Below are 15190 nucleotides of genomic sequence, written 5' to 3'. Positions count from 1 at the left end.
GCAGCCTCACAATGGTGCGACAAACCGTTTCCGACCCGGACGCATCGTCCGGCGCACGACGCGCTACAATGGCGGCTTTTACCGATCATGAGGTGTGCGCTTTGACTGCTCCAGGTCCTTTGAATTCCGCTGCGGGCTCGCTTTATGTGGTGGCGACGCCCATCGGCAACCTGGATGACATCAGCGCCCGGGCGTTGAAGATCCTGCGCGAGGTGGCACTGATTGCTGCGGAAGATACGCGCCATTCCCAGCGTCTGATGCAGCACTTCGGCATCTCCACTCCGCTTGCAGCCTGCCACGAGCACAACGAGCGGGATGAAGGCAGTCGCTTCATTACCCGTCTGCTGGCGGGTGACAACGTCGCGCTGATTTCCGACGCCGGTACGCCGCTGATTTCCGATCCGGGTTATCACCTGGTGCGTCAGGCGCGTGCCGCCGGGATCAATGTGGTGCCGGTGCCGGGCGCATGCGCGTTGATCGCAGCGTTATCGGCTGCCGGCCTGCCGTCCGACCGTTTTATCTTCGAAGGCTTTCTGCCGGCCAAGGCCGTAGGGCGCAAAGCGCGCCTGGAAGCTATCAAGGAAGAACCGCGCACACTGATTTTCTACGAGGCGCCGCATCGTATTCTGGAGTGCCTGCAGGATATGGAGGCGGTATTCGGCGCTGATCGTCCGGCATTGCTCGCTCGTGAAATCACCAAGACCTTTGAAACACTCAAGGGATTGCCGCTGAGTGAGTTGCGGGCATTCGTCGAGGCCGACAGCAATCAGCAGCGTGGCGAATGCGTCGTGGTGGTGGCGGGCTGGACCGCGCCGGAATCCGAAGACGCCGTCAGCAGCGAGGCGATGCGCATCCTCAATCTGTTGCTGGAAGAGATGCCGCTCAAGCGTGCGGCGGCCCTGGCGGCGCAAATCACCGGTGAGCGCAAAAACGTGCTGTATCAGGTGGCGCTGGATCAGCAAAAAGACGCGTAACCCGTCGCGCAGACCGGTTTGCGGGCTATTAGCGCTTGTTCTTCGGCCGCTCTGCCGTTAACCTGCGCGGCGGAGAGTCGATCGGACAGTCGCTGCCCTCTATGAAAATTAGAGGGGGGAGGAAAGTCCGGGCTCCATAGGGCGAAGTGCCAGGTAATGCCTGGGAGGCGTGAGCCTACGGAAAGTGCCACAGAAAATAACCGCCTAAGTGCTTCGGCGCCGGTAAGGGTGAAAAGGTGCGGTAAGAGCGCACCGCACGTCTGGCAACAGTTCGTGGCTAGGTAAACCCCACTTGGAGCAAGACCAAATAGGGTCCCAAGGCGTGGCCCGCGCTGGGACCGGGTAGGTTGCTAAAGATGTCCAGTGATGGCCATCGTAGACGAATGACTGTTCAAGACAGAACCCGGCTTACAGATCGACTCTCCACCTTTTTCTTTTCCCTGCTTGAATTAAAGGCGACAGGGCTGTTTATTATCAGCAGGCCTGCGCTGGAAATCCGGCAGCGGCAAACGCAGTAATAGCCATTTCCCACCTTGCTTCAATCAACAGCAGAAGCGCTTTTGTAATACCGAAAAAATCTTACTCTTAACAAATTACTTTAACTTTCGAGCGCAGCTTTCAGTGCTGCTTCAAGTTATTGGATAAAAGCATCCGCCAGATTCTCGTTGCTCCTCCTTTTATGCTCCTAAATCTCCGTTCTGTAAGGGTTTTCCTTTAATCCGCGCCTTGACGGTGTGGTGGGCGCATTCCTATAGTGTGCGCAAGTGGCGGAAAGTGGCATGAAGTGGGTTTTTTGAGCTCAAAACGATAAAAATTGGAGAAACGCTGACGTGTTTCGCGGAGCTAACGCTATCAGTCTCGACGCAAAGGGCCGTCTCGCCATGCCGAGCCGGTACCGTGACGAGCTCGTTTCGCGCAGCTCCGGCCAGTTGATCGTGACCATTGATGCCGTTGATCCGTGTTTGTGTGTCTACCCGCTCGATGAGTGGGAAATTATTGAAACCAAGTTGCGCGCACTTCCTTCTCTTCGCGAAGAGAACCGTCGTCTGCAACGTTTATTGATTGGTAATGCCGTTGACCTCGAGCTCGACGGCAGTGGTCGTTTCCTGGTGCCGCCGCGTCTGCGCGAATACGCGAAGCTCGACAAGCGCGCAATGCTGGTGGGCCAACTGAACAAGTTCCAACTGTGGGACGAAGATGCCTGGAACGCGGTTTCTGCCGCTGACCTGGCTGCCATACAACAACCGGGCGCCATGCCTGACGAACTGCGTGATCTGATCCTGTGACTATTGATAGCGGCTTCAACCACATCACCGTACTGCTTGACGAAGCCGTCGAGGCTCTCGCCGTACGTCCTGATGGCTGCTATCTGGACGGCACGTTCGGACGCGGCGGGCACAGCCGGTTGATCCTGAGCAAGCTCGGGCCGGATGGTCGGCTCATCGGATTCGACAAGGATCCTCAAGCGATTGCCACCGGGCAAACGCTAGCGGCCGAAGACGGCCGCTTTGTCGTTGTGCAACGCAGCTTTGCCGAGCTCGGCTCGGTGGTTGCCGAACAGGGGCTTACAGGCAAGGTCAGCGGCATTCTGTTGGATCTGGGCGTGTCTTCGCCTCAGCTCGATGATGCCGAGCGCGGCTTCAGTTTCCTCAACGACGGCCCGCTGGACATGCGCATGGATCCGTCCCGTGGCATCAGCGCCGCCGAGTTCGTCAATACCGCGCCGGTGGAAGAAATCGCCCGTGTCTTCAAGGAATACGGCGAAGAACGTTTCTCCGGTCGCATGGCCCGTGCCGTGGCCGAGCGTCGTGACATCACGCCGTTCGAGCGCACCGCCGATCTGGCTGAAGTCCTGAAAGTCGCCAACCCGGCGTGGGAAAAGGGCAAGAACCCGGCAACCCGCGCTTTCCAGGGCCTGCGCATTCACGTCAACAACGAACTGGGCGATCTGGAAGCGGGCCTCGAAGCCGCGCTCGAATGCCTGGAAGTGGGCGGTCGTCTGGTCGTAATCAGCTTCCACTCGCTGGAAGACCGTATCGTCAAACTGTTCATGCGCAAGCTGGTGAAAGGCGAAGCCGACAACTTGCCGCGCAACCTGCCGGTTCGCCACGTTGCGTTCGAACCGAAAATCAAAGTCCATGGCAAAGCGCAGACGGCCTCCGATGCCGAACTCAAAGCCAACCCACGTTCCCGTAGCGCCGTCATGCGTGTCGCGGAGAAACTGCGGTGAGCAAGCTTTTCGCCAAGCCATTGCCCGGCGGCAGCTTTTTGATGCTGCTGTTGTTCATCGGCGTGCTGGTGTCGGCCATCGGCGTGTCTTACAGCGCCCACTGGAACCGCCAATTGCTCAACACCCTTTACAACGAGCTGAGCGTGCGCGACAAGGCGCAGGCCGAGTGGGGGCGCCTGATTCTGGAGCAAAGCACCTGGACCGCCCATAGCCGGATCGAAGTGCTGGCTACCGAACAACTGAAGATGCACATCCCCGGCGCAGCTGACGTGAAGATGGTGGCGCCATGATGAAGCTCGAAGGGGCACTCTTCCCGTGGCGCTTCCGTCTGGTGGTCGGTCTGCTGGGTATGATGGTGGCCGCGATCTGCTGGCGCATCATCGACCTGCAAGTGGTCGACCGCGACTTCCTCAAAGGCCAGGGTGATGCGCGCAGCGTTCGTCATATCCCGATTCCGGCGCACCGTGGTCTGATCACCGACCGTAACGGCGAGCCGCTGGCTGTCAGTACGCCGGTGACCACCCTGTGGGCCAACGCCAAGGAAATGCAGCTGGCCAAAGAGAAGTGGCCGGCACTCGCTGCGGCGCTGGGGCAGGATCCTAAAGCACTGGCCGAACGTCTTGAAGCACAGGCCAACAAAGAATTCATTTATCTGGTGCGCGGGTTGACCCCTGAGCAGGGCCAGGCCGTGCTCGACCTGAAAGTGCCGGGCGTCTACGGCATCGAAGAATTCCGCCGGTTCTACCCGGCCGGTGAGGTGACGGCGCACATGGTCGGGTTCACCGACATCGATGACCACGGTCGTGAAGGCGTCGAGCTGGCCTACGATGAATGGCTGGCCGGCGTGCCCGGCAAGCGGCAAGTCATCAAGGATCGGCGCGGACGGCTGATCAAGGATGTCCAGGTCACCAAAAACGCCAAGGCCGGCAAGCCCTTGGCGTTGTCGATTGACCTGCGTCTGCAATATCTGGCCAACCGCGAGCTACGCAACGCGATCATCGAGAACGGCGCCAAGGCCGGCAGTCTGGTGATCATGGACGTGAAGACCGGCGAGATCCTCGCCATGGTCAACCAGCCGACCTACAACCCGAACAACCGTCGCAACCTGCAACCGGCGATGATGCGTAACCGCGCAATGATCGACGTGTTCGAACCCGGTTCGACCATGAAAGCGATCTCGATGAGCGCCGCGATCGAAACCGGCCGCTGGAAACCGAGCGACACCGTCGAGGTGTATCCAGGCTCCCTGCAGATCGGTAAATACACGATCAAGGACGTATCGAAGACCGAAGGTCCGGTACTCGACCTGACCGGTATTCTGATCAATTCCAGTAACGTCGGCATGAGCAAGGTCGCGTTCGATATCGGCGGCGAAACCATTTTCCGCCTCGCACAGAAAGTCGGCCTCGGCCAGGACACCGGCCTCGGCTTCCCGGGCGAGCGTGTCGGCAACCTGCCGAACTACCGCGAGTGGCGCAAGGCCGAGACTGCAACGCTGTCGTACGGCTACGGTATTTCGGTGACCGCGATTCAACTGGTGCACGCGTTCTCGGCGTTGGCCAACAACGGTCGTCTCGCACCGCTGACCCTGATCAAAACCGACAAGGCGCCGCAGACCACCCAGGTGCTGCCGGAAGCCGTCGCCAAAACCATGCAAGGCATGCTGCAACAAGTGATCGAAGCCCCGCGCGGCGTGTTCCGTGCGCAGGTGCCGGCCTATCACGTGGGCGGCAAGTCCGGTACCGCGCGCAAGACATCGGTCGGCACCAAGGGCTACGCCGAAAACTCTTACCGCTCGCTGTTCGCCGGCTTCGGCCCGATGAGCGATCCACGTTATGCAATCGTCGTGGTGATCGATGAACCGACCAAGGCCGGTTACTTCGGTGGTCTGGTCTCGGCACCGGTGTTCAGTCGCGTGATGTCGGGCACCCTGCGCCTGATGAACGTCACCCCGGACAACCTGCCGACGACACAACAGGCCAACGCCACCCCGGCCGTTCCGCTGAAAGCCAATGGAGGGCGCGGCTGATGTCTCTGAGTCTGAACAAGATTTTTCCCCACGCCGGCCACGATCTGTTGATCCGTGAACTGGCGCTCGACAGTCGCAACGTGCGCGCGGGTGACCTGTTCCTCGCGGTGCCGGGCGGCAAGTTCGACGGTCGTGCGCACATCGCCGACGCCTTGCAGCGCGGCGCGGCTGCCGTGGCTTATGAAGTGGAAGGCGCCACCGTGCTGCCGATCACCGAAGTGCCGCTGATTCCGGTCAAAGGCCTGGCTGCGCAGCTGTCGGACATCGCCGGGCGTTTTTATGGTGAGCCAAGTCATCATCTGAATCTGATTGGCGTCACTGGCACCAACGGCAAGACCAGCGTGACTCAGTTGGTGGCGCAGGCGCTGGACCTGCTCGGTCAGCATTGCGGCATCGTCGGCACCTTGGGCTCCGGTTTTCACGGCTCGCTGCAAAGCGGCCTGCACACCACGCCGAACCCGATTGCCATGCAAGCGACTCTGGGCGACCTGAAAAAGGCCGGCGCCAAAGCCGTGGCCATGGAAGTCTCGTCCCACGGTCTGGATCAGGGCCGGGTTACCGCGCTGGCGTTCGACGTCGCGGTGATGACCAACCTGTCCCGCGATCACCTGGATTACCACGGCACCATGGAAGCGTACGCCGAGGCCAAGGCCCGGCTGTTCGCCTGGAATGACCTGAAGTGCCGCGTGGTCAACCTTGACGACGATTTCGGCAGGCAACTGGCCGCTGAAAAACGCGAGTCGCGGTTGATCACTTACAGCCTGCTCGACAGCAGTGCCTATCTCTATGTGCGTGAAGCGCAGTTCGACGACCATGGCGTGCGCGCCACGCTGGTGACGCCACAGGGCGAGCATCATTTGCGCAGCACGCTGCTCGGTCGTTTCAATCTGAGCAATGTACTGGCCGCCGTCGGCGCCTTGCTCGGTCTCGACTACGCGCTCGACGAAATCCTCAAGGTGTTGCCGAAACTCGAAGGTCCGGCCGGACGCATGCAGCGTCTCGGCGGCGGCACCCAGCCGCTGGTGGTGGTCGATTACGCCCACACGCCGGATGCCCTGGAAAAAGTTCTGACCGCATTGCGTCCGCACGTCAAAGGTCAATTGCTGTGCCTGTTCGGCTGCGGCGGTGATCGCGATCGCGGTAAGCGTCCGCTGATGGCCGAAGTGGTCGAGCGTCTGGCCGACCGCGTGCTGGTGACCGATGACAATCCGCGTACCGAAGATCCAGCCGTCATTTTTGATGACATCCGCGCCGGTTTCACGGCTGTGGACAAGGTGACGTTCGTGGCCGGTCGCGGTCAGGCCATCGCGCAACTGATCGCCGGTGCTTCGGCGGATGACGTGATCGTTCTGGCCGGCAAAGGTCACGAGGACTATCAGGAAATCAACGGCGAACGCCATGCATTCTCGGATCTGGTCGAGGCCGATCACGCCCTGACCGCGTGGGAGGTGGCCCATGCTTAAGGCCCTGAAACTCAGCGAATTGACCAACGCGCTCGATGCCCGTCTGATCAGTGCCGACGCCAGTTTTGACGGGGTGAGCATCGACAGCCGCGCGATCAAGGCCGGCCAACTGTTTATCGCCCTGACCGGCCCGCGTTTCGACGGTCATGACTATTTGAATGAAGTCGCTGCCAAAGGCGCCGTTGCTGCATTGGTCGAGCGCGAAGTCGCCGACAGCACGCTGCCGCAGTTGCTGGTCAAGGACACCCGCCAGGCGCTCGGCCAATTGGGTGCGCTAAACCGTGCCGCGTTCACCAAACCGGTCGCCGCTGTTACCGGTTCCAGTGGCAAGACCACAGTCAAGGAAATGCTCGCGAGCATCCTGCGTACGCGCGGTTCGGTACACGCGACCCGTGGCAACCTGAACAACGACCTCGGCGTACCGCTGACCCTGCTCGAACTCGCCCCGGAGCACAGCGCGGCGGTAATCGAACTGGGTGCTTCGCGTCTGGGTGAAATCGCTTACACCGTAGGGCTGACCAAGCCACACGTGGCGATACTCAACAACGCCGGAACCGCCCATGTCGGCGAGTTTGGCGGGCCGGAGAAAATCGTTGAAGCCAAGGGCGAAATCATCGAAGGACTGGCAGCCGATGGCGTCGCGGTGCTGAACCTCGATGACAAGGCGTTTGGCATCTGGAAGACCCGCGCTGCCGGTCGCAAGGTACTGACGTTTGCTCTGAGCAACTCTCAGGCGGATTTTTACGCCAGCGACCTGGCCACCGATGCCCGTGGCTGCCCGGCGTTCAACCTGCACACTCCTGAAGGTGTGGAACGGGTTCAACTGAACCTGCTCGGCACCCATAACGTCGCCAACGCCATGGCTGCCGCCGCTGCCGCGCACGCCTTGGGCGTGTCGCTGTTCGGCATCGCCACGGGGCTTGGCGCGGTACAACCGGTCAAGGGTCGCACCGTCGCGCAGCTGGCTAAAAACGGCATGCGCGTGATCGACGACACTTACAACGCGAACCCCACCTCCATGTGCGCGGCCGTTGATATACTCGCCGGCTTTTCCGGCCGCACCGTCCTGGTGCTCGGGGATATCGGCGAGTTGGGCGACTGGGCGGAGCAGGGGCACCGCGACGTGGGCGAATACGCCCGGGGCAAGGTTTCCGCGCTTTATGCCGTCGGGCCGAACATGATCCACGCCGTGAACGCATTCGGCGAACAGGCGCATCACTTCGGCACTCAGGCCGAACTGATCCAGGCCCTCGACGCCGAGCAGGACACAAACACCACCATTTTGATCAAGGGTTCGCGCAGCGCGGCGATGGAAAACATCGTTGCGGCCCTGTGCGGGTCCAGTCTGGAGAAACATTAATGCTGCTGCTGCTAGCGGAGTATCTGCAACAGTTCTACAAAGGCTTCGCGGTCTTCCAGTACCTGACCCTGCGCGGGATTCTCGGTGTGCTGACCGCGCTGGTCTTGTCGCTGTGCTACGGCCCGTGGATGATCCGCACCCTGCAGAACCGTCAGATTGGTCAGGCCGTTCGTAACGACGGCCCGCAATCGCACCTGTCCAAATCCGGTACGCCGACCATGGGCGGCGCGCTGATTCTGTCTTCGATCGGTGTCAGCACCCTGTTGTGGGCCGACCTGAGCAACCGCTACGTGTGGGTCGTGTTGCTGGTGACCCTGCTGTTCGGCGCCATCGGCTGGGTCGACGACTATCGCAAGGTGATCGAGAAGAACTCCCGTGGTCTGCCGAGTCGCTGGAAATATTTCTGGCAGTCGGTGTTCGGCCTCGGCGCGGCGATCTTCCTTTATATGACCGCCTCCACGCCAGTGGAAACCACCCTGATCCTGCCGATGCTCAAGGACTACAGCATTCCGCTGGGCGCAGGCTTCATCGTGCTCACGTACTTCGTGATCGTCGGTTCGAGCAACGCGGTCAACCTCACCGACGGCCTCGACGGTCTGGCGATCATGCCGACAGTAATGGTCGGCGGCGGCCTGGGCATCTTCTGCTACCTGTCGGGTAACGTGAAATTCGCTGAGTACCTGCTGATCCCTTACGTACCGGGCGCAGGCGAGCTGATCGTGTTCTGCGGCGCGCTGATCGGTGCCGGCCTGGGCTTTCTGTGGTTCAACACCTACCCGGCGCAAGTCTTCATGGGCGACGTCGGCGCACTGGCGCTGGGCGCGGCCCTGGGCACCATCGCGGTGATCGTCCGTCAGGAAATCGTCCTGTTCATCATGGGCGGCGTGTTCGTGATGGAAACCCTGTCAGTCGTCATTCAGGTTGCGTCCTTTAAGCTGACCGGTCGCCGTGTGTTCCGCATGGCACCGATTCACCACCACTTTGAACTCAAGGGCTGGCCCGAGCCGCGCGTGATCGTCCGTTTCTGGATCATCACCGTGATTCTCGTGCTGATCGGCCTTGCCACCCTGAAGCTGAGGTAGAACGAGTGTCTCTGATCGCTTCTGACCACTTCCGCATCGTTGTCGGCCTCGGCAAGAGCGGCATGTCCCTGGTTCGCTTCCTGGCGAACCGGGGCGTGGCGTTTGCCGTGGCCGACACGCGGGAAAATCCACCGGAACTGGCCACGCTCCAGCGTGACTATCCGCACGTGGAAGTGCGTTGTGGCGAGCTGGACGTCGAGTTCCTGTGCCGTGCCGACGAGCTCTACGTGAGCCCCGGCCTGGCGCTGGCGACCCCGGCCCTGCAAGCCGCTGCGGCCCGTGGCGTGAAGCTGTCCGGCGACATCGAGCTGTTCGCGCGTAACGCGAAGGCGCCGATCGTGGCCATCAGCGGTTCCAACGCCAAAAGCACCGTCACCACCCTGGTCGGCGAGATGGCGGCTGCGGCCGGCAAACGCGTCGCTGTGGGGGGTAACCTCGGTACGCCGGCGCTGGATCTGCTCAGCGATGACGTCGAGCTGTACGTGATGGAGCTGTCGAGTTTCCAGCTGGAAACCACCGACCAGCTCAACGCCGAAGTAGCGACCGTGCTCAACATCAGCGAAGACCACATGGACCGTTACAGCGGTCTGCCGGCCTATCACCTGGCCAAGCACCGGATTTTCCGTGGTGCGAAGCAGTTCGTGGTCAACCGTCAGGACGCCCTGACCCGGCCGCTGATGGGCGAGGGCCAGCCGTGCTGGACCTTCGGCCTGACCAAACCCGATTTCAAGGCATTCGGTCTGCGCGAAGAGAATGGCGAGAAATACCTGGCCTTCGAATTCCAGAACCTGATGCCGGTGCGCGAATTGAAGATTCGCGGTGCCCACAACCAGTCCAACGCCTTGGCGGCGCTGGCGCTCGGCCACGCGGTCGGGCTGCCGTTCGACGCCATGCTGGCAGCGCTGCGCACCTTCGCCGGTCTCGAACACCGTTGCCAGTGGGTGCGTGATCTGGACGGCGTCGGTTACTACAACGATTCCAAGGCCACCAACGTGGGCGCCGCACTGGCTGCCATCGAGGGCCTGGGTGCGGACATCACCGGCAAGGTCGTGCTGATCGCCGGTGGCGACGGCAAGGGTGCCGACTTCAAGGACCTGCGCGATCCGGTGGCGGCCCATTGCCGTGCCGTGATCCTGATGGGGCGCGACTCCGACAAGATCGGCGAAGCCATTGGCGATGCCGTGCCGTTGATCCGCGCCACCACACTGATCGACGCCGTCGAGAAATGCCGCGCCGCCGCCCAACCGGGTGACGTGGTGCTGCTGTCGCCGGCCTGCGCCAGTTTCGACATGTTCAAGAACTACGAAGACCGTGGTCACCAGTTCGTCCGCGCCGTGGAGGGTCTGGCATGAGCTTGAGAAACATCATCAAGCCATACCCGTCGCCGCTCATTACCGGACGTGGGATCGACCTCGACTTCCCGATGCTCGCCGGTTGCCTGGCGTTGCTCGGCCTGGGCCTGATCATGATCGCCTCGGCTTCCACCGAAGTGGCCGCCGTGCAGTCGGGCAGCCCGCTGTATTACATGATTCGTCACCTGATTTACGTGGTGCTGGGCCTGGGGGCCTGCGTCGTCACGATGATGATCCCGATCGCCACCTGGCAGCGCCTCGGCTGGATGATGCTGATCGGTGCGTTCGGTCTGCTGGTGATGGTGATCATCCCGGGGATCGGTCGTGAGGTGAACGGTTCGATGCGCTGGATCGGTTTCAGCTTCTTCAACGTCCAGCCGTCCGAGATCGCCAAGGTGTTCGTGGTGATCTACCTCGCCGGTTATCTGGTGCGTCGCCAGAAAGAAGTGCGCGAGAGCTGGATGGGCTTCTTCAAGCCGTTCATCGTGCTGCTGCCGATGGCCGGCCTGTTGCTGATGGAACCGGACTTCGGTGCCACCGTCGTGATGATGGGCGCCGCGGCGGCGATGCTGTTCCTCGGCGGGGTCGGGCTGTTCCGGTTCTCGCTGATGGTGGTGCTGGCCGTGGCGGCGGTGGTGTTGCTGATTCAGATGCAACCGTACCGGATGGCGCGTCTGACCAACTTCGCCGACCCGTGGGCCGACCAGTTCGGCGCCGGTTATCAGTTGTCGCAAGCCTTGATCGCGTTCGGTCGCGGTGAATGGCTGGGCGTAGGCCTGGGCAACAGCGTGCAGAAGCAGTTCTACCTGCCGGAAGCACACACCGACTTCGTGTTCTCGGTTCTGGCCGAAGAGCTCGGCGCCGTGGGTTCTCTGTGCACCGTGGCGCTGTTCGTGTTCGTGTGTATTCGCGGCATGTACATCGGTCTGTGGGCCGAGAAAGCCAAACAGTTCTTTGCCGCTTACGTTGCCTATGGGCTGTCCTTCCTGTGGATCGGCCAGTTCCTGATCAACATCGGCGTGAACGTCGGCCTGCTGCCGACCAAGGGCCTGACCTTGCCGTTCCTCAGCTATGGCGGCAGTTCCCTGGTGATCTGCTGCGCCTGCCTTGGCTTGTTGCTGAGGATCGAGTGGGAGAGTCGGACCCACCTGGGCAGTGAAGAGATGGAGTTCCATGAGAGCGACTTCGCCGAGGAGCCGAACCATGGGCGCTAACGTATTGATCATGGCTGGCGGCACCGGTGGCCACGTATTCCCGGCGCTGGCCTGTGCCCGTGAATTCCAGGCGCGCGGCTACACCGTGCACTGGCTCGGCACGCCGCGCGGAATCGAAAACGATCTGGTGCCGGCGGCGGGTCTTGAATTGCACCGCATCAACGCCACCGGCCTGCGCGGCAAGGGCAAGCTGTCGTTGCTCAAGGCACCGTTCATGTTGCTGAAATCGGTGTGGCAGGCGCGGGCGATCATTCGCCGGTTGCGTCCGGTGTGCGTGGTCGGATTCGGCGGCTATGTGACCGGCCCCGGCGGTATCGCCGCCAAACTGGCCGGCGTGCCGGTGATCGTTCATGAGCAGAACGCCGTGGCCGGGACCGCCAATCGGTTGCTGGTGCCGTTCGCCGCCCGGGTGTGTGAAGCCTTCCCCGACACCTTTACCCTGTCGGACAGCCGCCGTACCACCGGTAACCCGGTGCGCAGCGAGCTGTTCCTCGAAACACCGCGCCCGGCCCTGGCCGGACGCAAGGCGCGTTTGCTGATCCTGGGCGGAAGCCTGGGCGCAGAGCCGTTGAACAAGTTGCTGCCTGAAGCCCTGGCACAAGTCGCTGCCGACTTGCGTCCGGAAGTGTTCCATCAGGCGGGCAGAAACCACGATGAAGTGACTGCAGAGCGCTACCGCGCCGCCGGCGTGGATGCGCAGGTGCAGCCGTTCATCAAAGACATGGCCCAGGCCTATGGCTGGGCTGACCTGGTGGTGTGCCGCGCCGGCGCATTGACCATCAGCGAACTGGCCGCCGCCGGTCTGCCCTCGATGCTGGTGCCTTTGCCCCACGCGATCGACGATCACCAGACCCGCAACGCCGATTATTTGGCCCGCGAAGGCGCTGCCTTCCTGATGCCGCAAAGAACGACTGGCGCCGCGGACCTTGCCGCGCGCCTGACAGAGGTCTTGATGCAACCGCAACGACTCGAACAAATGGCCCAAGCGGCCCGCCGTCTGGCAAAACCCGAAGCCACCCGCAGCGTGGTGGATACCTGTCTGGAGGTGGCCCATGGTTGAGAATCAGAAAGCCATGCCACAACCGGAAATGCGCCGCATCCGTCGCATCCACTTCGTCGGGATCGGCGGCGTGGGCATGTGCGGCATCGCCGAAGTGCTGCTGAACCTGGGCTATGAAGTATCCGGTTCGGACCTTAAAGCTTCGCCGGTGACCGAGCGCCTGGAATCCTTCGGTGCGCAGATCTTTATCGGCCATCGTGCCGAGAACGCCGCTGCCGCCGATGTGCTGGTGGTGTCGAGCGCCGTCAACACGTCCAACCCGGAAGTGGCGACCGCTCTGGAACGCCGCATCCCGGTGGTTCCGCGTGCCGAAATGCTCGCCGAACTGATGCGCTACCGCCACGGCATCGCCGTCGCCGGTACTCACGGCAAGACCACCACCACCAGCCTGATCGCTTCGGTGTTCGCGGCCGGTGGCCTGGATCCGACGTTCGTCATCGGCGGCCGTCTGAACGCCGCGGGCACCAATGCCCAGCTCGGCACCAGCCGTTACCTGATCGCCGAAGCCGATGAGAGCGACGCAAGCTTCCTGCACTTGCAACCGCTGGTGGCCGTGGTCACCAACATCGACGCCGACCACATGGCGACCTACGACGGTGACTTCAACAAGCTGAAGAAAACCTTCGTCGAGTTTTTGCACAACCTGCCGTTCTACGGTCTGGCAGTGGTGTGCCTGGACGATCCGGTGGTGCGTGAAATCCTGCCGCAGGTCAAACGTCCGGTCGTCACCTACGGTTTCAGCGAAGAAGCCGACGTGCGCGCGATCAATGTTCGCCAGCAGGGCATGCAGACCTTCTTCACCGTACTGCGCCCCGAGCGTGAGCCGCTGGATGTGTCCGTGAACATGCCGGGCAACCACAACGTACTCAACGCACTGGCAACCATCTGCATCGCCACCGACGAAGGCGTCAGCGATGAAGCCATCGTCCAGGGCCTGTCCGGGTTCCAGGGTGTTGGCCGGCGTTTCCAGGTCTACGGCGAACTGCCGGTGGACGGCGGCAAGGTGATGCTGGTCGACGACTACGGTCACCACCCGACCGAAGTCGCAGCAGTCATCAAAGCCGTGCGCGGTGGCTGGCCTGAGCGCCGGCTGGTGATGGTCTATCAGCCGCACCGCTACAGCCGCACCCGTGACCTGTACGACGATTTCGTCAATGTACTGGCCGACGCCAACGTGCTGCTGCTGATGGAAGTCTATCCGGCCGGCGAAGAGCCGATCCCGGGGGCCGACAGCCGCAAGCTGTGCAACAGCATCCGTCAGCGCGGTCAGCTGGACCCGATCTACATCGAGCGCGGTGTCGATCTGGCGCCGCTGGTCAAGCCGCTGCTGCGTGCCGGCGACATTCTGCTGTGCCAGGGCGCCGGTGACATCGGCGGCCTCGCACCGAAACTGTTGAAAAGCGAGTTGTTCGCCGGTGCCGTGGCGGCGCCGGTCGAGGGGAAGTTGAAATGACTGCTGCCTACGCCAATCTGTTCTCCACCATTGCCCCGAAAGACTTCGGCCGCGTTGCCGTGCTGTTCGGTGGCTTGAGTGCCGAGCGTGAAGTCTCGCTGAAGTCCGGCAACGCTGTGCTCACTGCGCTGCAAAGCGCCGGTGTGGACGCGTTCGGGATCGACGTCGGCGCAGACATTCTGCAGCGCTTGCTGAGCGAAAAAATCGACCGCGCGTTCATCATCCTCCACGGTCGTGGCGGTGAAGACGGCAGCATGCAAGGCCTGCTTGAAGTGGCCGGCATTCCATACACCGGCAGCGGCATCCTGGCTTCGGCGCTGGCGATGGACAAACTGCGCACCAAGCAGGTCTGGCACACGCTCGGGATTCCGACGCCGCGTCACGCCGTGCTGCGCAGCGAGGCCGATTGTATTTCGGCAGCGACGGAACTGGGCTTCCCTTTGATCGTCAAACCGGCGCATGAAGGTTCAAGTATCGGGATGGCCAAAGTGAGTTCTGCGTCCGAGTTGATCGACGCATGGAAAGCGGCCAGTACCTACGATTCGCAAGTGTTGGTCGAGCAATGGATCCACGGTCCCGAGTTCACCATCGCCACCCTGCGTGACCAGGTGTTGCCGCCTATCGCGCTGGGCACGCCACACACGTTCTACGACTACGACGCCAAGTACATCGCCAACGATACCCAGTATCGGATTCCGTGCGGGCTCGATGCCGCCAAGGAAAAGGAACTCATGGACCTCACGGCGCAAGCCTGCGAGGCGCTGGGTATCGCCGGTTGGGGCCGGGCGGACGTGATGCAGGACGCCGACGGCAAATTCTGGTTTCTGGAAGTCAACACCGCTCCCGGCATGACCGATCACAGTCTGGTACCGATGGCGGCGAAAGCGGCCGGTCTGGATTTCCAGCAACTGGTCCTGGCCATTCTGGCCGCCAGTGTCGATGCCGATGGCAAGAAAGAGGCGCGAGGTTAAGA

Annotated in this window: 13 protein-coding genes and 1 other RNA gene; all 14 read left to right on the top strand. The window is 62.0% G+C overall.

The features are described 5' to 3' along the window. Positions 1 to 68: 68 nt before the first annotated feature. The 14 genes from rsmI (at position 69) to CAF73_RS02195 (ending at position 15188) form a co-directional block, all read left to right on the top strand. Positions 69 to 974, top strand: a complete 906-nt coding sequence (rsmI, locus tag CAF73_RS02260; protein ID WP_074690999.1) for a 16S rRNA (cytidine(1402)-2'-O)-methyltransferase — start codon at positions 69 to 71, stop codon at positions 972 to 974. 73 nt (positions 975 to 1047) lie between these two features. Then, an RNA gene (rnpB, locus tag CAF73_RS02255) (RNase P RNA component class A) lies at positions 1048 to 1401 on the top strand. Positions 1402 to 1804: 403 nt separating this feature from the next. Further along, entirely contained in the window at positions 1805 to 2260 is a 456-nt protein-coding gene (gene mraZ, locus CAF73_RS02250) for a division/cell wall cluster transcriptional repressor MraZ (protein ID WP_003205355.1), read from the top strand. Further along, positions 2257 to 3204, top strand: a complete 948-nt coding sequence (gene rsmH / locus CAF73_RS02245) for a 16S rRNA (cytosine(1402)-N(4))-methyltransferase RsmH (protein ID WP_085700843.1) — start codon at positions 2257 to 2259, stop codon at positions 3202 to 3204. Before mraZ ends, rsmH begins: the two co-directional genes overlap by 4 nt. Next, complete coding sequence (gene ftsL, locus CAF73_RS02240; RefSeq protein WP_085700842.1) at positions 3201 to 3494, top strand: cell division protein FtsL; 294 nt, start codon at positions 3201 to 3203, stop codon at positions 3492 to 3494. Before rsmH ends, ftsL begins: the two co-directional genes overlap by 4 nt. Then, entirely contained in the window at positions 3494 to 5233 is a 1740-nt protein-coding gene (locus CAF73_RS02235) for a penicillin-binding protein 2 (RefSeq protein WP_170929795.1), read from the top strand. Before ftsL ends, CAF73_RS02235 begins: the two co-directional genes overlap by 1 nt. Continuing rightward, a complete protein-coding gene (locus tag CAF73_RS02230) occupies positions 5233 to 6696 on the top strand; it encodes a UDP-N-acetylmuramoyl-L-alanyl-D-glutamate--2,6-diaminopimelate ligase (RefSeq protein ID WP_085701785.1) in 1464 nt (487 codons plus the stop codon). Before CAF73_RS02235 ends, CAF73_RS02230 begins: the two co-directional genes overlap by 1 nt. After that, positions 6689 to 8056, top strand: a complete 1368-nt coding sequence (gene murF / locus CAF73_RS02225) for a UDP-N-acetylmuramoyl-tripeptide--D-alanyl-D-alanine ligase (RefSeq protein WP_085701784.1) — start codon at positions 6689 to 6691, stop codon at positions 8054 to 8056. Before CAF73_RS02230 ends, murF begins: the two co-directional genes overlap by 8 nt. Continuing rightward, positions 8056 to 9138, top strand: a complete 1083-nt coding sequence (mraY, locus tag CAF73_RS02220; protein WP_085700838.1) for a phospho-N-acetylmuramoyl-pentapeptide-transferase — start codon at positions 8056 to 8058, stop codon at positions 9136 to 9138. Before murF ends, mraY begins: the two co-directional genes overlap by 1 nt. A 5-nt stretch (positions 9139 to 9143) precedes the next feature. Beyond that, complete coding sequence (gene murD / locus CAF73_RS02215) at positions 9144 to 10490, top strand: UDP-N-acetylmuramoyl-L-alanine--D-glutamate ligase (RefSeq protein WP_085701783.1); 1347 nt, start codon at positions 9144 to 9146, stop codon at positions 10488 to 10490. Then, positions 10487 to 11704, top strand: coding sequence for a putative lipid II flippase FtsW (gene ftsW, locus CAF73_RS02210; protein WP_085700836.1), 1218 nt, complete (start codon positions 10487 to 10489; stop codon positions 11702 to 11704). The genes murD and ftsW overlap by 4 nt, the downstream gene beginning before the upstream one ends. After that, entirely contained in the window at positions 11694 to 12764 is a 1071-nt protein-coding gene (gene murG / locus CAF73_RS02205; protein WP_085701782.1) for an undecaprenyldiphospho-muramoylpentapeptide beta-N-acetylglucosaminyltransferase, read from the top strand. Before ftsW ends, murG begins: the two co-directional genes overlap by 11 nt. After that, on the top strand, positions 12757 to 14217 hold the full coding sequence (gene murC / locus CAF73_RS02200; protein WP_085700834.1) for a UDP-N-acetylmuramate--L-alanine ligase: 1461 nt from the start codon (positions 12757 to 12759) through the stop codon (positions 14215 to 14217). The genes murG and murC overlap by 8 nt, the downstream gene beginning before the upstream one ends. Next, positions 14214 to 15188: a D-alanine--D-alanine ligase gene (locus tag CAF73_RS02195; RefSeq protein ID WP_007956758.1), complete on the top strand. Its 975-nt coding sequence runs from the start codon at positions 14214 to 14216 to the stop codon at positions 15186 to 15188. The genes murC and CAF73_RS02195 overlap by 4 nt, the downstream gene beginning before the upstream one ends. Positions 15189 to 15190: the final 2 nt, after the last annotated feature.

The sequence above is a fragment of the Pseudomonas sp. B15(2017) genome, from assembly GCF_002113215.1.
In the GTDB taxonomy this organism is placed as follows: Bacteria; Pseudomonadota; Gammaproteobacteria; order Pseudomonadales; family Pseudomonadaceae; genus Aquipseudomonas.
The sequence above is the reverse complement of the archived record's forward strand: the minus strand, read 5'-3'. Positions and strand labels throughout refer to the sequence as shown.